This window comes from Bartonella sp. AA168HLJHH, from assembly GCF_042197365.1.
In the GTDB taxonomy this organism is placed as follows: domain Bacteria; phylum Pseudomonadota; class Alphaproteobacteria; order Rhizobiales; family Rhizobiaceae; genus Bartonella.
This window is the reverse complement of sequence record NZ_JBHIRS010000001.1, coordinates 1-20,041: the sequence shown is the minus strand read 5'-3', so window position 1 is coordinate 20,041 and position 20,041 is coordinate 1. Positions and strand designations below refer to the sequence as shown.

At 38.0% G+C, this 20,041-nt stretch carries 14 protein-coding genes and 2 pseudogenes; all 16 read left to right on the top strand.

The window, feature by feature from the left end; genetic code table 11:
- The first annotated feature begins 26 nt into the window (after positions 1-26).
- Positions 27-1,073 (top strand): substrate-binding domain-containing protein, encoded by a 1,047-nt coding sequence (locus tag ACFINM_RS00080; RefSeq protein ID WP_375613323.1) that lies wholly within the window; start codon positions 27-29, stop codon positions 1,071-1,073.
- A gap of 75 nt (positions 1,074-1,148) precedes the next feature.
- Positions 1,149-2,609, top strand: coding sequence for a phosphate ABC transporter permease subunit PstC (pstC, locus tag ACFINM_RS00075; protein WP_375639455.1), 1,461 nt, complete (start codon positions 1,149-1,151; stop codon positions 2,607-2,609).
- The gene (gene pstA, locus ACFINM_RS00070; protein ID WP_375639449.1) at positions 2,606-3,895 is read left to right on the top strand and encodes a phosphate ABC transporter permease PstA; all 1,290 of its coding nucleotides are present in this window, start codon (positions 2,606-2,608) and stop codon (positions 3,893-3,895) included. The genes pstC and pstA overlap by 4 nt, the downstream gene beginning before the upstream one ends.
- A gap of 51 nt (positions 3,896-3,946) precedes the next feature.
- Positions 3,947-4,705 (top strand): phosphate ABC transporter ATP-binding protein PstB, encoded by a 759-nt coding sequence (pstB, locus tag ACFINM_RS00065; protein WP_012230692.1) that lies wholly within the window; start codon positions 3,947-3,949, stop codon positions 4,703-4,705.
- A gap of 21 nt (positions 4,706-4,726) precedes the next feature.
- Positions 4,727-5,449: a phosphate signaling complex protein PhoU gene (phoU, locus tag ACFINM_RS00060; RefSeq protein WP_012754655.1), complete on the top strand. Its 723-nt coding sequence runs from the start codon at positions 4,727-4,729 to the stop codon at positions 5,447-5,449.
- A 549-nt stretch (positions 5,450-5,998) separates the two neighbouring features.
- Positions 5,999-6,832 (top strand): cell wall hydrolase, encoded by an 834-nt coding sequence (locus ACFINM_RS00055; protein WP_375639442.1) that lies wholly within the window; start codon positions 5,999-6,001, stop codon positions 6,830-6,832.
- 177 nt (positions 6,833-7,009) lie between these two features.
- Entirely contained in the window at positions 7,010-8,257 is a 1,248-nt protein-coding gene (locus ACFINM_RS00050) for an aminopeptidase (RefSeq protein WP_375639437.1), read from the top strand.
- Positions 8,258-8,528: 271 nt separating this feature from the next.
- The gene (gene mutM / locus ACFINM_RS00045; RefSeq protein ID WP_375621213.1) at positions 8,529-9,404 is read left to right on the top strand and encodes a bifunctional DNA-formamidopyrimidine glycosylase/DNA-(apurinic or apyrimidinic site) lyase; all 876 of its coding nucleotides are present in this window, start codon (positions 8,529-8,531) and stop codon (positions 9,402-9,404) included.
- An 84-nt stretch (positions 9,405-9,488) separates the two neighbouring features.
- The gene (locus ACFINM_RS00040) at positions 9,489-10,883 is read left to right on the top strand and encodes a M20/M25/M40 family metallo-hydrolase (RefSeq protein ID WP_375611787.1); all 1,395 of its coding nucleotides are present in this window, start codon (positions 9,489-9,491) and stop codon (positions 10,881-10,883) included.
- Complete coding sequence (locus ACFINM_RS00035) at positions 10,876-11,496, top strand: ribonuclease D (RefSeq protein ID WP_375611786.1); 621 nt, start codon at positions 10,876-10,878, stop codon at positions 11,494-11,496. The genes ACFINM_RS00040 and ACFINM_RS00035 overlap by 8 nt, the downstream gene beginning before the upstream one ends.
- Positions 11,497-12,622: 1,126 nt before the next feature.
- The gene (locus tag ACFINM_RS00030; RefSeq protein WP_375621214.1) at positions 12,623-12,952 is read left to right on the top strand and encodes a hypothetical protein; all 330 of its coding nucleotides are present in this window, start codon (positions 12,623-12,625) and stop codon (positions 12,950-12,952) included.
- A gap of 1,503 nt (positions 12,953-14,455) precedes the next feature.
- A complete protein-coding gene (locus ACFINM_RS00025) occupies positions 14,456-15,289 on the top strand; it encodes an outer membrane protein (protein ID WP_375621215.1) in 834 nt (277 codons plus the stop codon).
- 334 nt (positions 15,290-15,623) lie between these two features.
- Positions 15,624-16,460, top strand: coding sequence for a porin (locus ACFINM_RS00020; protein WP_375639432.1), 837 nt, complete (start codon positions 15,624-15,626; stop codon positions 16,458-16,460).
- 377 nt (positions 16,461-16,837) lie between these two features.
- Positions 16,838-17,649: pseudogene (locus ACFINM_RS00015) on the top strand (outer membrane protein).
- Positions 17,650-17,831: 182 nt separating this feature from the next.
- Positions 17,832-18,713 carry an outer membrane protein gene (locus ACFINM_RS00010; protein WP_375630287.1) on the top strand — a complete coding sequence of 294 codons (882 nt, stop codon included), beginning with the start codon at positions 17,832-17,834 and terminating at the stop codon, positions 18,711-18,713.
- 215 nt (positions 18,714-18,928) lie between these two features.
- Positions 18,929-20,041 (top strand): annotated as a pseudogene (locus ACFINM_RS00005) (hemagglutinin repeat-containing protein); the annotation flags it as partial.

The following is a 20,041-nucleotide window of genomic DNA, read 5'->3' as shown; positions in this document are numbered from 1 at the left end:
GTTTTCGATTTTTAGGGAGTTTATAGATGAACAAAGTATTATCAATTGGAGTGGGATTGATTTTTGCGCTACTGCTGTCAGCAAATGGAGGCAATGCGCGCGATCAAATACAGATTACTGGTTCATCTACAGTTTTACCTTATCAAAAGATTGTTGCTGAAACATTTGGAGAAATTTATCCCCATTTTAAGGTTCCTGTTATCGAATCGGGAGGAACAGGAGCTGGTATTAAGGAATTCTGCCGTGGTATTGGGGAGAACACTGTTGATATTGTTAATGCTTCGCGAGCAATGAAACCGAGTGAATTACAGTCTTGTTTTGATGCTGGTGTAAAAGATGTTGAGGAAATACGTATTGGGTATGATGGCATTGTTTTTGCAACTGATATTAAGGGACCTGATTGGAAATTACAGCCAGTAGATGTTTATAAAGCCCTTGCTGCTCGAATTATTATAGACGGAAAGTTGCAACCGAATAATGTTTTGAAATGGAGTGCAGTTAATAGTGCTCTTCCTGATTGGACGATAGCAGCGTATATTCCTGGGGAGAAGCATGGGACACGTGAAGTTTTTGAGGAAAAATTACTTACTAAGGGGTGTAAAGAGAGTGGGGCAGTTGAGGTGATGAAGTCTTTAGGAATGGATGATAAGGAGATACACACTGCTTGTATTGCGGTACGTAAGGATGGAAAAGCGGTTGATATTGATGGTGATTATTCTGAAACATTTGCGCGTCTAACTTCTAATAAAACAGGGGTTGGTATTTTTGGTTTGTCTTTTTATCAAAATAATGCTGATAAACTAAAGGTTGCCGATATTAACGGTTTTGCGCCAACAGTTGAGACGATTTCTAGTGGACAATATCCGGTTTCTCGTCCGCTTTTTTTCTATATTAAGAAAGCACATTTAGGTATTATTTCAGGTTTGCGAGAGTATGTTGACTTTTTTCTTTCTGATCAAATGATTGGTCCAGAGGGTCCTTTGGCTGAATATGGTTTGATTGTTTCTCCTGAAAAGGAGCGTCAAGCACAGCGTTCTGATTTTTCTGCTGGTCGAGTAATGACATTGAAATAATTTGCAGGGAAAATTTGTTGGATTTCTGGGATAGGGAATTTGGATGCTATTTTTTTATAAAAACTGAAAGATAAAATGCGCATTTCCTTTATTATTTTGTTATTATTGACTTTTGGATTTTGTGGCTTTTGTATTTCTTATATGCGAGCACGCATTCTTGAATACAGACAACATAAAATGCATTCTCGTGCGTATTATTATGGCTGGTGGACATTTTTGATTACTGTTATTCCAGCTTTTATTTTTTTAATTGTTTGGGATGCTGGGAGTACAATTTATTTAGAATATAATGCCTCTCGAGAGCTTGAGGCGTATAGTGCGCATGTAACAGAGCCTGTAAATCACGATCTACTTTGGGAGACACTTCGAAGTCTCGTCAAAAAGATTCATCGCTTTGAGGGGAATCTTTCTAGCGCTTCCTATAAGGAAGTGCAGGCACAATTACTCGCGAAGGGATTGATTTTATCCGATGAAGCATCGGATGATGTGTTCAAAATAGCACAGTCGTGGGTATTCTCTTCTGAAAAGCTTCAGTTTATAGGTTATGTTTTTCTTTTTGCTATTGCGTCCTTTGGTTTTATCTGTGGAATGATGCAAATTGCGCCTCATCAACGTGCCCGTAATAAGGTTGAATCTTTTATTATTATTGGATTGATTTGTGCATCTATTGTTGCAGTCTTGACAACAATAGCCATTGCGCTTTCTATGCTTTTTCAGACAGTAAGCTTTTTTCAGTCTGTATCCTTTTCAAATTTCTTTTTAGGAACAGTTTGGGATCCGCGTTTTTCCGCGAGCGGTTCCAGCGATGAAGTAGGACAATTTGGTTTAATACCGCTTCTTGCTGGTACGCTTTATATTGCATTTGTTGCCATGCTTTTTGCTGTACCTATAGGACTATTTTCAGCTCTTTATATGGCGGAGTATGCTTCTGCGCGATTGCGAGCAATTGTGAAGCCATTGTTAGAAGTTCTTGCTGGCATTCCAACGATTGTTTATGGCTTTTTTGCTTTGAAGGTTGTGGGACCATTTTTACGAGATCTCTCTGCTTCTCTCTCAGACGGGGTTAGTTTTATTATGGCACAAAGTGTTTTGACTGCTGGAGTTGTGATGGGAATTATGTTGATACCTTTTGTTTCCTCTTTATCGGATGATGTTATTACGGCTGTTCCACGCATTTTACGTGAAGGTTCTTATGGTTTAGGCGCAACGCAATCTGAAACAATTAAAAAAGTTGTTATACCAGCAGCGCTTCCAGGGATTATGGGGGCCATTTTGTTGACGGCATCGCGTGCAATTGGAGAAACAATGATTGTGGTTTTGGCGGCAGGTGTTGCAGCAAACTTAACACTCAATCCTTTCGAAGCAATGACTACGATGACTGTTAAGATTGTTAATCAATTGACCGGTGATTTTGAGTTTAATTCTCCACAAACTCTGGTGGCTTTTGCCTTAGGGATGACGCTCTTTGTTATGACACTTTTGATGAATATTCTGGCTCTTTATATTGTGCGTAAATATCGGGAACAATATGAATGAATGAAGATTTTTTTCCTCGTCGCAATATTAGTCTCAAGCGTCGGTATTGGGCTGAACGTCGTTTTCGTGCCTATGGTTTGATTGCCATTTCTATTGGTTTATTTTTTTTATTTACGCTTTTATGGTCTATCATTAGTCAGGGTTATACAGCTTTTTTTCAAAGTGAAATGACATTATCGATTTATTTGGATGAAAAGATCATTGATCCAAGTGGTCAACGTAAAACAAAACCACAAGTGCTCATGACGGCGAATTATCCACTTCTTGTACGCAATGCTTTAGCGAAGAAACTTAATATCAATCAAAATGATCGAGCCTCTCTTTTGGACGTTAACCGGATGTTTTCAAATGGTGTCCGTGTTCAACTGCGTGAAATGGTGACAAAGAATCCAAAACTGATTGGCACAATGCAAAAAGTTAAAGTTTTGGCATCTGCGGATATTGATTCTGCTTATAAGGGACAGATTGATCTGCGTGTAGCAGAAAAAAACCGTAAAGTTTCTAATCGACAAATAGAATGGATAAAGCGTTTAGCGCATGATGGTACGCTTTATAAAACATTTAATATTGGTTTTTTTACATTTGGCGCTTCAAGTCGTCCTGAGACTGCGGGATTAGGTGTTGCGATCATTGGTTCTCTTTATATGATAGGCATCGTTTTATTAGTTTCCCTTCCGATAGGCATAGCAACGGCTCTTTATTTAGAAGAATATGCACGCAAAAATAAATTTACAGATTTTATAGAGGTTAATATCAATAATCTTGCAGCTGTTCCTTCAATTGTGTTTGGTCTTTTAGGACTCTCTTTTTTTGTTAATTTTTTAGGATTACCACGTTCAGCCTCTTTTGTTGGTGGTCTTGTTTTAGCGCTCATGACTCTTCCCACGATCATTATTGCAACACGTTCTGCTCTGCGTGCTGTTCCTCTCTCTATTCGTTCTGCAGCTTTGGGGTTGGGAGCATCAAAAACACAAATGATTTTTCATCATGTTGTTCCTTTAGCTGCGCCTGGCATTTTGACAGGCACAATTATTGGAGTCGCTCAGGCTTTGGGTGAAACAGCTCCTTTGCTTTTGATTGGAATGGTTGCTTTTGTTGTTAATATTCCTACGACCCCCATGGATCCAGCAACGGCTTTGCCTGTTCAAATTTTTATGTGGGCGGGTGAAGCAGAGCGTGCTTTTGTTGAAAAGACATCAGGTGCTATTATTGTATTGATGATTTTTCTTGCGATCATGAATATTTCTGCGGTTTTTTTACGTCGACGATTTGAACGCCGCCAGTAATTTTAATAAAACAACAGCTTTGATAAGATTTTTGTAAGGTGAATTTTTATAATGAAAATTAAAATGCGTGGTCAGGATGTGAAGGTTTCTTATGGAGACAAAGAAGCACTCCATGGTATTACACTTGATATTCCTGAACATCAAGTGACGGCTTTGATAGGTCCATCAGGATGCGGGAAGTCGACTTTTTTGCGTTGTTTTAACCGTATGAATGATACGATTGAAGGCGCTAAAATAACGGGTCTTATTACCTTAGATGGGGAGAATATTTATGACACACGGATTGATGTTGTAGAATTGCGTGCACGTGTAGGAATGGTTTTTCAAAAACCTAGTCCTTTTCCAAAATCTATATTTGAGAATGTTGCTTATGGTCCACGCATTCATGGTTTAGTTAAAACGCGTTCTGAATTGCATGATGTCGTTGAAAAGAGTTTGAGGCAGGCAGGTTTGTTTGAAGAAGTAAAAGACCGACTTCATGATCTTGGAACAAGTTTATCAGGAGGACAACAACAGCGTTTGTGTATTGCACGCGCCATTGCGGTTAGTCCTGAAGTTATTTTGATGGATGAGCCCTGTTCGGCTCTTGATCCCATTGCGACAGCACGGATTGAAGAGCTTATCGATGCATTGAGGCAGAATTATACAATTGTTATCGTAACGCATTCCATGCAACAGGCCGCACGTGTTTCTCAATATACAGCTATGTTTCATTTAGGGCATTTGGTAGAAGTTGGTGCGACTGAAATGATCTTCACCTCACCAAAAGAACAACGGACGCAAGATTATATTACGGGACGTTTTGGATAGGTGAATTGAGGAGTATAAGATATGTCTATGAATCATACTGTCCGTTCTTATGATGCAGAACTAAAATATTTAAAAGCAAGGATTACAGAAATGGGGAGCCATGCAGAAAGGATGATTGAACGTTCTGTCGCATCGGTTGTGTGTAGTGATCTTCAACTTGCAACGACAGTGATTGCCGATGATGTATTTTTAGATGAAGCAGAACGTGACATTGATGAAAAAGCGGTTGCTATTATTTGCAAACGTCAACCGATGGCTGTCGATTTGCGTGAAATTATTGGAGCCATTCGTATTTCTTCTGATCTTGAACGGATTGGGGATATGGCAAAAAACATTGCTAAAAGGACTGTTGCACTTTCAGAAATACGTCAATCTGCTTCTGTTTATCATGGGCTTGAAACAATTACAGCTTTAGCACTCAATCAATTAAAAGAAGTCTTAAATGCTTATACGAGTCGCCTATTAGAGCGTGTTGACGCGGTGCGTGAGCGTGATGAGAAGATTGATGCTTTGTATACTTCTCTTTTTCGTGAACTTTTGACGTATATGATGGAAGATATGCGCAATATTACGGTTTGTACGCACTTACTGTTTTGTTTAAAGAATATTGAACGAATTGGTGATCATGTTACTAATATTGCTGAAATGCTGCATTATATCATAACGGGTTACCATATGTCCTCTGATCGTCCTCGCGATGACCTTACTTATAAAGTTGGGGTAGGTGAGAAGAAAATAGATTAAAATTTTTCTTATATGTATAAAATAAGTTTGTAGATATATGAGTATTTTCTTAAAGTGCAGCTATAGAAAGAATAAGATAACCATCTTATGGAAAAGCACAAAGAAGCAACAAAGAGTTTTTTCAGAGAAGCATGGCAGATTGTTAACTCTTGGTTTGACATATTTGTATATTAGATGATATCATCACTCGTATTGTGGCAGGAGGGGAGTTTTCTAGGGGAATTTCCTTTCAGATCATTTTGTTAAAATTTTATATTAAAGGGGATATCTGTATTATTTTTTCGTATGTAGAAGAAGTGGATAGTGTTACTTTATTGTAATTGAAATGTGTGGGTTATTATAGCCTATATTGAACCATGAAGAATAACAATATCGATCTGTAAATTAAGAGTTTTTTATTTTTTATTTTGCATAGATACTTTTTGATTACCTCTTGTATTAAAATTTTACTGAGTGGTAACAATTAGCTATGTACTTTATTGAGAGATACATTTAAAGCTCATTTCAAGACTTGAATATCTCAGAGATTATAGGAATGTGTTGCATAAGATGAAAAAAAATCGTTGGAATGTTTTTGTTACCTGTTGTGTAGCGCCGTTAGTTGTTGTGGGATGTGCTTCAAGTCATTTAGATGCTGGAAAAATAAATAATAATAAGACAAAAGCGGTTACATATCCATTGACAGAGCGTCAATGTCTTATGCGAGCAATGTATTTTGAATCAAATCGCACAAGCCGTGAAGGAATGATTGCCGTTGGAACGGTTGTTATGAATCGTGTTAATTCAACCGCCTATCCTAAGACGATTTGTGGTGTTGTTGGTCAATATAGGCAGTTTGCTCCTGGTGTTTTAACGCGTCCTATGACGGAGAAAGCATCTGTTGCTCGTGTAAGAGAGGCGGCTGATGCCGTTTTACGAGGTGAACGAGATAAGAAAGTTAAACACGCTAAGTTTTTTCATACCGCTGGTTTGTCTTTTCCGTATAAAAACATGCATTATGTTCAGGTTGCAGGGGGAAATGCTTTTTATGAAAAACGATCACGTGATGGAGAACTTCAAGTTCCTACAAATAATCGCCCTTATGATGTTGCTTATGCTTTTGCTCAAGAACGTTCTGGTCATGCGCCAAGCTTTATAGATGAAGGCTTAGAGAGTAGGGGCGTAAAGGCAGAGAAAAGTACATCTCCTTCGACAGAAGTAGCACAGTCCAAGATGGCACATCCTGCGCCTTTTGCTATGGTACAGCTTGATAAAGTTCCTATCCCTGCCTATGCACCTCAACATCTAGCTAGGAAAGAGGAAAATAAAACGATTATGGCTTTACCTTCATCTGATCAGTTAAATGCAATTGTTGCAATGTTAGAAAAACGACACAGGAACTAGTAAGTTTTTCATGACCAAAGAAGGATTATATACCCATTGCGGTTTATGAATTAAGTGAATTTTAGCGATAATGATACGCATAAATATACGTAGAGAAAGCGAACTCAAAGGATCTGAAAAACAATTTATAATATGACGACATAAAGAACGCATTCTATTTAAAGAAGGGTATTGGTAATGTACTTTGATATTCATGAGACAATTTTGCCTGAAATGCTTAATCGTCTTGCAGAAATTACAGTGAAAGTGGGGTTGAATTTACAAGAGGGGCAGGATCTTGTTTTAACTGCTCCAGTTTCAGCGTTACCTTTTGTTCGGCGTATTGCATATCATGCTTATAAGGTTGGTGCTGGTGTCATTACACCAATTTTTAGTGATGATATGTTATCGCTTACACGGTTTGAAAATGCCCATACAGCTAGTTTTGATTGTGCCCCTTCTTGGCTTTATGAGGGAATGGCAAAGGCTTTTGAAAATGGGGCAGCGCGTTTAGCGATTGTTGGTGATAATCCTTTGCTCCTTTCCAATCAGGATTTTGATAAGGTTTCACGTTTAAATAAAGCCACTTCAATAGCTTACCAGCCGGCACTCAAGCAAATATCAAATTTTGCTATGAATTGGTCGATTGTTGCTTATCCAACAGCAGGATGGGCTGAGGCAATGTTTCCTTCTTTACCACTTAATGAGGCGATTAAAAAATTAGCCGATGCAATTTTTTCTGCTTCACGTGTTACAGGAGAAGATCCGGTGCAGGCGTGGACTGTTCATAATGCACATTTGAAGAAACGGTCATTTTGGCTTAATGAGCAGCGTTTTTCTGCCTTACACTTTACAGGGCCAGGGACTGATTTAACTGTTGGTTTGGCAGATGATCATGAATGGCATGGTGGTGCATCCGTTGCTCAAAATGGTGTTATTTGCAATCCGAATATTCCGACAGAAGAAGTTTTCACGACTCCTCATGCTCATAAGGTTGAAGGTTTCGTTCGCTCAACAAAGCCCCTTTCCTATCAAGGAACTCTGATTGATAATATTGAAGTACGTTTTGAAGCCGGGCGTATTGTTGAGGCTCGTGCATCAACAGGTCAAGAAGTTTTACAGCAGGTTTTGCAAAGTGATGAGGGTGCAAGCCGGTTGGGCGAAGTTGCCCTTGTGCCCCATTCTTCACCAATTTCTAAGAGTGGACTCCTTTTTTATAATACCTTATTTGATGAAAATGCTGCATGTCATATTGCTTTAGGGCAGTGTTATTCCAAATGCTTTTTAGATGGGGCATCATTGACGTCAGAAGAGATTGCAGCACGTGGTGGGAATAAAAGTGTCATTCATATTGACTGGATGATTGGTTCTGGTGAAATTGACATAGATGGCATTACCCAAGATGGTGTAAGAGTTCCTGTATTTCGTAAGGGTGAATGGGCTTAATTTTGTTACCATAAAACACGGTCATTTGAGGTGGGGTGGGATGTAAGCTTTATTGATACGTTAAGTATTTTAGAGTGTGTGGTATATATTCAAGGCAGGGTTTGTCCATAAAGCCTTTAGTTAAATGATTCACATGAGTAGGAATCCAAGTAAAATCGACTCATCAAGAATTTGTTTAGTAGATGTAGAGGAAGTCTTCGTTTTTTGAGGGGGGAAGAAGTCAATTTATCAGTGATACGATTGGAAAGTGTATAATTATTAAAGAAGAGTAATGCCTGAGCTTCCTGAAGTAGAGACAGTTCGTCGTGGACTTGAGTCCGTTGTAACTGATGCAAAGATAGTATCTGTCAAACTTAATCGTAGAGATTTGCGCTTTCCTTTTCCTGAGGCTTTTTCTGAGCGCCTTATTGGCAGAACAATTATAGAACTTGGTCGGCGTGCGAAATATTTATTATTTCATCTTTCTCAGGATGAAACGATTTTAAGCCATTTAGGAATGTCTGGTTCATGGCGTATAGAGAATGATTTTTTAAGAAAAGCTTGTTCAGCGTCAAGTAAATTAGTTAAACATGATCATTTTGTCATGGATATTCAGACAAAGAATGGTGACGTTTATCGTCTTATTTATAATGATGTGCGTCGCTTTGGGTTTATGCTTTTAGTCGATACGGATAAGCTTTATGAACATCCACTTTTAAATAAGCTAGGTCTTGAACCTATGAGTAATTCGTTTTCTGGTCGTTATTTACAAAAGGCTTTTGTTAATAAAAAAATGTCTCTCAAGGGTGTTTTACTTGATCAGTCTATTGTTGCAGGTCTTGGGAATATTTATGTTTGTGAAGCACTTTGGCGGAGTCGTTTGTCTCCACAACGTGGTGCATTTACATTGGCATCAAAAACGGCACGTGCACGTGAATTTGCAGATTCTTTAGCACAAAATATACGCAATGTGATTTCTGAAGCCATTTTGTCTGGTGGCTCTTCTTTACGTGATTATATGCATATAGATGGTTCGCTTGGTTATTTTCAGCATGCTTTTTCAGTTTATGGACGAGAAGGCAAGCAATGTTTGGAATGTGGAGCGCCTATTATGCGCATTTTACAGGCTGGACGTTCAAGTTTTTACTGCTCACAATGTCAAAAATGAATAAGGTGTCTTGCAAAATCTTACAAGAGGCTTAAAGTCATCGCATCTATAATATAATTACACAAGGCTTGAAAGGTTTTTTTTATGCTGAATAAAGTACTAACACATCTTGATGGAAATATAGAGAAGAGCCTTGAACGCCTTTTTTCTCTTTTACGTTTTCAATCGATTTCTACAGACTCGGCTTACAAGGATGCATGTCGTAAAGCAGCTGATTGGTTAGTAGAGGATTTAAAAAGCATCGGTTTTGAGGCTTCACGCCGTGATACGCCGGGGCATCCAATGGTTGTTGGGCATCATCCTGGACCTTCAGATGATTGTTTGCATGTGTTGTTTTACGGACATTATGATGTTCAACCTGTTGATCCATTGAGTTTATGGGAGGATGATCCATTTACACCTTCTTTAAAAGAGAGAGATGGAGAGAAAGTTATTTGTGCTCGTGGAGCTTCAGATGACAAAGGTCAGTTGATGACTTTTATTGAAGCATGTCGTGCATTTAAGAAAGAAACAGGGCAGCTTCCTATTAAAGTTACTGTTTTATTTGAGGGAGAAGAAGAATGTGCTTCTCCTTCCCTTATTCCTTTTTTAAAAGCAAATACAGATGAACTTAAGGCAGATTATGCATTGGTTTGTGACACGTCAATGTGGGATGCGGATACACCATCTATTGCTCTTTCTCTTCGGGGAATTATGGCAGAAGAGATTATTATCACAGCAGCGAATCGTGATTTGCATTCTGGTTATTTTGGAGGAGTAGCAGCTAACCCCATTCGTATTTTAACGAAAATCTTAGCAGGACTTCACGATGAAAATAATAGGGCAACACTTCCTGGTTTTTATGATGGCGTAGAAGAAACACCTCCACAGATTTTACAATCATGGAATGCACTTAATTGTACTGCTGAAAATTTTCTTGGTCCTATAGGACTTTCCGTTCCAGCTGGTGAAAAAGGGCGGAGCATTTTAGAGCTTGTATGGGCACGTCCTACCATGGAAATTAATGGTATTAGTGGCGGCTATGAAGGGGAAGGGATGAAAACAGTTATTGCTTCTCAAGCGAGTGCAAAAGTATCGTGTCGTTTGGTGCATAAGCAAGATCCAGAGAAAATACGCCAAGCGTTGCGTGATTATGTACGTAGCTCAATTCCTGCTGATTGTAAGGTTGAATTTAAGAATCACGGTTCTTCTCCGGCACTTCAGATTTCTGATGATTCATCTTTTATCAAGGAGGCGAAGGATGCCTTATCACAAGAGTGGGAAGTGCCTGCTGTTTTGACAGCCATGGGGGGCTCGATCCCAATTGTAGCAGATTTTCGGTCAATTCTTGGTATGGAAACTCTTTTGGTTGGTTTTGGACTGGCTGATGACCGTATTCATTCTCCTAATGAAAAATATAATTTAAAATCGTTTCATAAGGGGCAGCGGTCTTGGGCGCGTATTCTTGCTGCTTTAGCAAGTAGGAGGGTAAATGGCTGAGATTCGCGTTCATCAAGGTGATTTACCAAACTTAGACAATTATAAAACTGATGCCATTGCGATTGATACCGAGACTTTAGGATTACAACCCTATCGTGATCGTTTATGCGTTGTTCAGCTTTCTTCTGGAGATGGTACTGCCGATATTATACAGATTGCTAAAGGACAAAAGAATGCACCTAATTTGGTCAAGCTTCTTGAAGATAAAGCGGTCGTAAAAATATTCCATTTTGGGCGTTTTGATCTTGCTATTTTAGCACATACATTTGGTGTTATGCCAGAGGCTATTTTTTGTACAAAGATTGCTTCGAAACTCACGCGCACTTATACGGATCGTCATGGTTTGAAAGAAATTTGTAATGAATTGCTGAATGTGAATATTTCTAAACAGCAACAATCTTCGGATTGGGCGGCAGAAACGTTATCACAGGCACAAATTGAATATGCTGCGTCGGATGTGTTATATTTGCATCGTTTAAAGGTTATATTTGAAGAACGTTTAAGACGTGAAGAGCGAGAAAATGTTGCCAAGGCATGCTTTCAATTTTTGCCTATGAGAGCTAGGCTTGATCTTTTAGGATGGGCGGAAGTTGATATTTTTGCGCATAGCTAACTTTAAAATTGGCTTTTAAATGGAGTTAATTATTGATGTGAGAGGACAAAATGCTTGTACATTATGGGCATTTTATCCTCTCATCTTTTCTGATAAGAATTATAATAAATTCTTAAGTGCTATTTCATTTGAAGTTTAGGCAATAAAGGTACTTTTGCGAATTCATATTTTTTATTTTTGTAACAGCTTTTATTTGAAACAAAGCAATTTTGAGGAGAGGCTGAAAACATACGGTAGGTTGGAAGACTTAAATCTCTGAAACCGGTATACAGCCTAATTGGGGGAGAATATGAATGTGTAAATGTAAAAAACCAATCTCATCTTTACCATCATTTTTAATTCTGCTTTACGACTTTCAAAAGTATTTAAAGCAATGTCTGTTAAATAATAGAGATTACGCATTGCCCCATACTTTTGTTTCTCATGTTTTTAATGGATTTACGTTCTTCGTGTAAAACAGAACGCTCTAAACGGAATATATTTGTGTTGCTAATTCATGTGCTTTTTGTAAAGAAACCGACACCCAAGTTCATTTTACGGTGGCGCTCATAAAAGATATAACAATAAAGCTTCCAATACCAATATAAAATCTATTGAACACTACCATCTTTATGCTTATGGAGTAACAAGCCGCTACCATCCACACAACTGTGCCAATTCCCAATGTTGTGTAAGTCCTTAGCACTTGAGACGGTTCATAAGAGGCATTTTTAGTCTTTTTTTTTAGTGTTTTTTATCTACACAGCTCTCACAACTTGTAACGTGCAAACAAATGGTTTTGATTGATTCAACATGAAAAAGATTTGGAATGAGAGAATCTTATGGTATTTAGGATTCTCAGTCAATATGAATAACGCTAAATTATCATTATAAATCAGTATATTATATGAAGTTCGTATAGTTTATTATTTTCAGACGATACTTCGTGCCTTTATTTATTACTCAATAAGTAATTTCTATGTTGGCAGAGCAGGGCAATTTTCTTTTATTTTAAAATTAAAATGCTTCAAAGCTTTGTTTTTTGAGGATTCTCACTTTTTATCTATAAACATGCTATTTTTCTCTAGAAATTTGCAATGAAGACACTAGATAAAATCCATTATGGATATTTAATGAGGTTAAATTTATGAATATAAAATATTTTATTACGGCTTTCGCTACGTTTGCTTCAATCTCTGTAGCTCAGGGTGCTTCTTTCTTGTCTTCTCAAAAGTTAATAGAGGGTATACCTTCTATTGTTCCTCCTAGAGATCTTTTTTCTAGTGAACAGTTGAGCAAGATCTTCTCTGAAGTTGTTCAAATGGAACTTTCTTGCACGCATAACAACCAATGCATAACAGCAGCTAAGTTAGTACCTGTATCATATTCTGGTAAAAAAAGATTTAAAAAGCCTAAAAGAGGATCAGGGAAAGGAAAACGACCAGACTTATTTGGACGAAGTCCAATGAGTTATTAAAAAGTAAGAAAACAACATCAAGAGGTCTAACGTATGATCGGGAATTGAAGAGAGGAGATATTTTTTATCATTTGAAAAGTGGAGGAGCAGTTGTTCGCAAAGGGTATTATAATTATGTACGGAGGGGGTGAAGAGTACTATTTGGAAAAGATATGGGGAGGTGGATTTCGGTGTAAGAATACTCTGTATAATGGCAATCGCTCGTTACAAAATTCATGGGTTTGGATAAATATAACCTCCCGATTTTGGGTTACGCTGTTATACTGTAAATACTGTCATTTTAAGCGTAACTATACAGCGCATATAAAACTCCTTGATAAGTGTTTTTAGAGTAGGGCTTGTCCAGAGAGAGCCTTTAGTTAAGTGAATCACATAAGTAAGGAGTTAAGAAAAATCCTCTCGACAAGAAACTAAGCTGTTTGCAGAGAGGATACTTCATCAAAATCGAGTGAAGCAACAAAAATGTTAAACTTTTGATCTTTCATGCTATGCTTCGACTACAGAATTTATAAAATATTCATTTGTCTATGATTCAAAATATCAGATATTTTTTCTGCCAAATTCATGATTTTTAAAGCAAGGTGTGGTGTGAAAACTTTAAGAAAGATTTCTCGTTTTTTCAGCTTTAAGGAGATTTCTATATAAGTTTTAATGTTTATCATACCGGTTGTCTGTCTTTAGGTATTTTTTTCAATTTAGCTAAAAAGAGTATGAAATGATAGCCTACAAATAGGGCTAAAGCTCTGGAAAAGATTTTCTAGAAAGTTAAGCAGAAGCGTAAATATGTCAAAAAGGAATAAATTCCTAAATTAAAAACAAAGAGCAAGCGTGATGAAATTACATGTAATTTTGTTGCAGTCCATAGGGTAGTGGAGATCTTGTTTTGTGCGGTACAAGCATTCTTTACAATGATGAAAAAACAATCAAAGAGCTATTCACATTTGGTTATGCGAAGGATGAAGCTAAAAACGTTGTTTGTATGAATTTAAATGGAACAGTTAGATTTAGCTGTTCTCAATATTGTAACGGTCTTCAATATTCAATATTGAGAGTATTAATAGGAGGCATGTTAGCTTTTAAATAGTTTTATTTATTCACACACTTGCTTGTTTGTGAGGTGCAGAGGGATGGTTTTGGTTTCTTTAATATAAAAAGGCTTAAGATAAGAGCATCGTCAATATTGCAGACGAATTAATATAAAAGATATTTTTTCATTATAAATCAATATATTATATTTTTATGTCAATAGCACACGCTTTACACGGAGGGTACTGTGGCGCAGTTTTTTTATCAAAATGATAAAGGAGAGAAAACGTGAGGAAAAGAGATCATTTGTGCATGGGCATAGTTTTATTCTCATTATTACAGATCAAGCAATTAAGGGTACTTTGATTGGCTTTTTGTTTTTTTTTATAAGTGTATCATTTTTGCTACAGATATCTGAAGATGGGGCTCTATATGAAACGGTGTGTTCAAATAAATATTCAGCTATGGAGAGAAAATATGAATATGAAATGGTTAATAACAGCTTCTGCTTTCGCTTTTGTTTCAGCTTCAGCAGCACAAGCAGCAGATGTTATTGTTCCCCCAAGACCAACACCTGTTGCTCCCGTTATTGTTGCTCCAACTTTTTCTTGGACAGGTTTTTATGTTGGGGGCCAGATTGGTGGTTTTTCGGGTAAAACGAAAATGGATATTCTCAGTAATGGAAACAAGATTCCAGCGCCTGATGACCTTTTGCCTAAACTATCTGGTTTCATGGGTGGTCTTTATGCAGGTTCCAACGTTGATCTTGGTAATGGCCTTATTCTAGGTGTTGATACAGATATCATGTGGTCTAATAAAGATGACACGAAGACAGGAAAAACATATGTCATTGCCCCAGAACACATCAATTATATTAACAAGGTATTAAAAGACGCTGCAATTAATATTGGTAAAGATGCGCTTAAACCTGGTGCTAAACGAACCCACAGTTTCACTTTTAAAGAAAAGTGGGCTGGTGCAACGCGCGTGCGTATTGGTTTTGCAGCTGAACGCATTATGCCTTATGTTGCTGGTGGTATCGCTTATACACAGCTTCAAGATAGTGCGTTGATTTCAATAACAGATAAAGATTCAGACAAAGTAATCGCTTCTGGTACTCTGTCTGATGAAACAAAGACCCTTGTTGGTTACACCCTTGGTGCTGGTGTTGATTTAGCAATGACCAATAATATTATTGTACGTGCGGAATATCGTTACTCAGATTTTGGGAAAAAGAAATTCTCAAATGATAAATATGAGACTTCTTACAAAACCAATGATTTCCGTGTTGGTGTTGCTTACAAATTTTAACAGATGATAAGTTAAATAACAGAGGCTCTGTCTTTGACAGAGCCTCTGTTATTTTCTGTTGCCATATTATCACACAATACATAATTTATTGTGGATGTGAAAAGATATTATTCAGATTTTCTTAAAAAAATCATAGACAATAAACAAGAATTACATTTAAAAACCAATAAGTTATTTATATATATATCTTTAGGTTTCTCGTACAAAATCAAGCTATGAAGCGATTTTGTCTGGGATGTGCCCTCCATTTTCTGTGACTGTATCATTTTTACTACAGCTTTTCTTTCTGTAATCTTGTAGCACTGTGCTCATAAATAAATTAGGAGCAAAGTTTATGAATATAAAATCTTTAGTAACAACTTCTGTTATCGCTATAGCAGCAGCTTCTGCAGCACAAGCTGCTGATGTTATCATCCCTCGTGAAACAGCCCCAGCAGTCATCGCAGCAGCCCCTTCATTTTCTTGGACAGGCTTTTATATCGGTGGTCAAGTTGGTAACTTTTCAGGTAAAGTTGATGTAGTTGATTCAGAAACAAAAAAGAAAATTACAGATAAAGACTGGACACCTAAGCCTTCCGGTTTCATGGGTGGTATTTATGTAGGTTCCAACGTAGATCTTGGTAATGGCCTCATTCTAGGTGTTGAAACCGATGCAGTCTGGGCTGACCGCGAAGATTCAAAAGCGCATTCAGCAGTCATTGGGGACGCAGGCCTTCAAACTTTCAAAGATGAGCTTACAGAAGCTAAAGCTACACCTGCTACAGGAAAAACTATTGCTGGTATCGTGGCGACTGACAAACGTGTAGAGGGCACCTCTATAAAAGAAAAATGGTCTGGTGCAACACGCGTTCGTGTTGGTTTTGCAGCAGTTGATCGCATTATGCCTTATGTTGCTGGTGGTATTGCTTATACGCAGCTGCAAGTGGTTGATTCTCTTAAGGCAGCGACAGCTGAAGGTGCCGAAATCGCTTCTGCTAAAGTGTTTGATGAAACGAAAACGATGGTTGGTTTCACTGTAGGTGGTGGTATTGACTTTGCAATGACAGACAATGTTCTGTTGCGTGCAGAATATCGTTACTCAGACTATGGTAAAAAAGCATTTGTAAAGGGCGGGGATAAATTAGCTTACAAAACCAATGATTTCCGTGTAGGTGTTGCTTACAAATTCTAATTTCGTCAACAACGAAATAAACTTCCAAGAGGCTCTGTCTTTGACAGGGCCTCTATTATTTTCTGTTGTTATATTATCACATACCCTATATTTATTAGGGGAGTAAAAGATATTATTTAGATTTTCTTAAAAAGATTTTTATAAATGACAGATAACAATTATGCCATAAAATCAATAATTTACACATACTTGTAACTTACAATTTCTTATGAAACGTGAAGTTATGAAATGACTTTATCTTGCGTCAGCTTTCGTTTCCTATGATTGTATCATTTTACTACAGCGTTTTTTTGTAGTCGTATAATACTGTGCTCGTAAATAAATGAGGAGCAAAGTTTACGAATATAAAATCTTTAGTAACAACTTTTGTTATCGCTATGACTACAGCTTCTGCGGCACAAGCTGCTGATATTGTCATTCCTCGTAAAACAGCTCCAACAGTTATCACAGCTCTTTCGTTTTCTTAGACAGGTTTTTATCTTGGTAGTTAAGTTGGCAACTTTTCAAGTCAAAGTTTATGTATTTGATTTTGAGACAAAAGAAAAAACTTCAGATAAAGATGCACTACCTATGCCTTCCGGTTTCAACGGTGGTATTTATTTAGGTTCCAACGTAGATCTTGGAAATGTTCTCATTCTAGGTGTTGAAACCGATGCAGTCTGGGCAGACCGAGGAGAGACGAAGACGGTCTCAAAGATTCTTGTGGTTGATGAATTTAATGATTTTAATGATGAATTTGAAGATGCTGGTGTTGCATTGCTGGTGTTACATTGGATGAAAATAAAAAGTTTCAAAAGGGTGACACAGCAGTGTATCGCATTGGTTTCAAAGAAAAAAGGTCTGGTGCAACACGGGTTTGTGTTGGTTTTTCTGTCGCTGACAGTATTATGCCTTATCTTGCGATGGTATTGCTTATGCGCAAATACAAGGTGTTGGTAAAGTTTCAGGAACAAAAAAGTTGGCAAATGGGTAAGCCAAGTAAAGAGTTTCTGCTACAGTATTTAATAAAACAAAAACGATGGAGGGTTTTATCCTTGGTGGTGGTATAGATTTCGCGATGACAGATCATATTCTGCTTCGTGCGGAATACTGTTACTCAGACTTTGGTAAGAAGGAATTTAAAAAGGATTATCTTAAACTAGGCTACACAACCAATGACTTTCGTGTAAGTATCGCTTACAAGTTCTAATTTCATCAAAAGTGTAATTATGAATAAAAAGTATTAATAAAAAATTAAATTTCCAAAAGATATTGACTTTTAAAAAAACGCTGTTTTCTGGGGTTTTATTTGTATGATTGTGATATTTTTACTACAGCTTTTCTATCTGTAATCTTGTAAGGTCGTTTGATAGTTAATTTAGGAGCAAAATTATGAATACAAAATCTTTAATAGCAACTTCTATTGCCGCTTTAATTTCAGCTTCTGCAGCACAAGCTGCTGATGTTATCATCCCTCGTGAAACAGCCCCAGCAGTTATCGCAGCAGCCCCCTCGTTTTCTTGGACAGGCTTTTATCTTGGTGGTCAAGTTGGTAACTTTTCGAGTAAAACTAAAGTAACTATTCCAGGAGAAGATAAAGAACTTTTCAAAAAAGATAACACACCTAGTCCTTCTGGTTTCATGGGTGGTATTTATGCCGGATCTAACGTAGACCTTGGAAATGGTCTCATTCTCGGTGTTGAAACCGATGCAGTTTGGGCAGACCGTGAAGAATCAAAAACAGCCCGTGAATTGACTCTTACTGAAAAAAATGCAGCAGATTTTAATGCTGCCCTTGAAAAAGCTAAGGTTGAATTAAAAGGTCAGCAACAGTTTGAAAAAGGCGACAAGGTAACGGAAAAGCACAGTTACAAAGAAAAATGGTCTGGTGCTACACGCGTTCGTATCGGTTTTGCTGCTGTTGACCGCATTATGCCTTATGTTGCTGGTGGTATTGCCTATGCGCAGGTACAGGGTATTCAATCAGTTACAGGAAAAGGAGAGAGAGTTAAAGTTGAACAGAAAGCTGGTGTGGTTGAAAACCCATCAGTTAAGCAAAATGTAGATTTGACTGGTGGTACTTGGGCTGATGACACGAAGACAATGGTTGGTTTCACTATTGGCGGCGGTGTTGACTTTGCAATGACCGACAACGTTCTTTTACGTGCAGAATACCGTTACTCCGATTTTGGTAAAAAGAAATTCGCCAACGATACACGTGAATTCAACTACAAAACCAATGACTTCCGTGTAGGTGTCGCTTACAAATTCTAATTTCGTAAAAATGAAATTATCAGCACAAAAAATACTAAGGCCTCGTTTAACGGGGCCTTTATTTTATTATCTCTCTATTTTATTCCTCTTAATCTCTTCATTTTTAATGGGATCATACTCCTCATGCAAAACAGAACGCCCTAAACGGAATACACTTGTTGTTGTGTATTCACACATTTTTTTTAAATAAATATTTTTCAAAGTACATCAAGCCCACTTATGTCTCTGGAAAAGATTTGAATATTTTAGGCTCTGATGTTCAAGCAACGGATAAACTCCTCTTGCAAGCTGAGAGGAATGTTTCGATTGATGCCACACGCAACAGTGCCAATAGCCATCGCGGGGATCAAACATCTCATGTCGCGGTGCACAATGGCTCTCATCTAAGTTCTGGAAAAGAGACCACTGTTCTATCGGGTGGCGATATCCATATTGCTGCTTCCAATATAGATGCCAAGGGTAATGTTGCTCTTGGCGCCCAAGGGGAGGTAACAATAGGGGTAAGAAACGATGAGATGGAGTATCATCTTCAGGGCAAAAACACGAAAGTGGACATGCAAGCCTCTCATGCCGTTGGCTCTTCGATAAAATCTGGAGGTGATACCACTGTCATTGCAGGACAGGATGGCAAACCGCATGACCTTAGCATCACAGGCAGTTCCATTGCGGCTGAGGGCAAGGTAGGGCTGAAAGCCAGCAACGATGTCCTGATCAATAATGCAGAGGATAGCTCACACCGTGAGATATCTAGCTATACAGATGGCGGTTTTTTTGGGGGAAGTTCATCCTATTATAAAACTTTTGGAGCCACCCAAGTAGTAGGTTCAAGTATAGCAGGAGAAAAAGGCATTGCCATTGCCTCAGGCAACAACACGGAAGTTGTAGCCTCGACGCTCATAGCCGGTAAGGCAGAGGAAACGTCAGAAGAGAAAGCACTAGGAGATCAGAAAAAAGCGGATATTACCATTCACTCTGGGGGAAAGATTGTCATAAAAGGTGCCCAAGAACACTTGGATCAGCAAGCACAATCGTCATCAAGTGGCTTTTTGCATGAGGAATCGTCCGATAGTTCTCAATCGCATACCACAACGGTCTCCTCTGTTCTGGGGGCAATGGGCAACATTATCACGCAATCAGACAAAGAGACCACAATCACTGCTTCTCATCTGCTTTCCGGTCAAGATATCAATGTGAGTGGAGAAAGTGTGACGATTGATGGCATGACAGATCACCATAAAAGCCATTCAGAGGAGCATGAAAAGTCTTTTGCTGGTGTGACAGGCTCTGTCAATGTGGGCATTCTTGGTGCTGTACAAGATGTAAGGGAT

Excerpts from the sequence above, each read along its gene's own strand:
- pstA (WP_375639449.1), top strand. The coding sequence starts at position 2,606 with ATGAATGAAGATTTTTTTCCTCGTCGCAATATTAGTCTCAAGCGTCGG.
- phoU (WP_012754655.1), top strand. The coding sequence starts at position 4,727 with ATGTCTATGAATCATACTGTCCGTTCTTATGATGCAGAACTAAAATAT.
- ACFINM_RS00040 (WP_375611787.1), top strand. The coding sequence starts at position 9,489 with ATGCTGAATAAAGTACTAACACATCTTGATGGAAATATAGAGAAGAGC.
- ACFINM_RS00050 (WP_375639437.1), top strand. The coding sequence starts at position 7,010 with ATGTACTTTGATATTCATGAGACAATTTTGCCTGAAATGCTTAATCGT.
- pstB (WP_012230692.1), top strand. The coding sequence starts at position 3,947 with ATGAAAATTAAAATGCGTGGTCAGGATGTGAAGGTTTCTTATGGAGAC.
- mutM (WP_375621213.1), top strand. The coding sequence starts at position 8,529 with ATGCCTGAGCTTCCTGAAGTAGAGACAGTTCGTCGTGGACTTGAGTCC.
- pstC (WP_375639455.1), top strand. The coding sequence starts at position 1,149 with ATGCGCATTTCCTTTATTATTTTGTTATTATTGACTTTTGGATTTTGT.
- ACFINM_RS00055 (WP_375639442.1), top strand. The coding sequence starts at position 5,999 with ATGAAAAAAAATCGTTGGAATGTTTTTGTTACCTGTTGTGTAGCGCCG.
- ACFINM_RS00035 (WP_375611786.1), top strand. The coding sequence starts at position 10,876 with ATGGCTGAGATTCGCGTTCATCAAGGTGATTTACCAAACTTAGACAAT.
- ACFINM_RS00020 (WP_375639432.1), top strand. The coding sequence starts at position 15,624 with ATGAATATAAAATCTTTAGTAACAACTTCTGTTATCGCTATAGCAGCA.
- ACFINM_RS00030 (WP_375621214.1), top strand. The coding sequence starts at position 12,623 with ATGAATATAAAATATTTTATTACGGCTTTCGCTACGTTTGCTTCAATC.
- ACFINM_RS00080 (WP_375613323.1), top strand. The coding sequence starts at position 27 with ATGAACAAAGTATTATCAATTGGAGTGGGATTGATTTTTGCGCTACTG.
- ACFINM_RS00010 (WP_375630287.1), top strand. The coding sequence starts at position 17,832 with ATGAATACAAAATCTTTAATAGCAACTTCTATTGCCGCTTTAATTTCA.
- ACFINM_RS00025 (WP_375621215.1), top strand. The coding sequence starts at position 14,456 with ATGAATATGAAATGGTTAATAACAGCTTCTGCTTTCGCTTTTGTTTCA.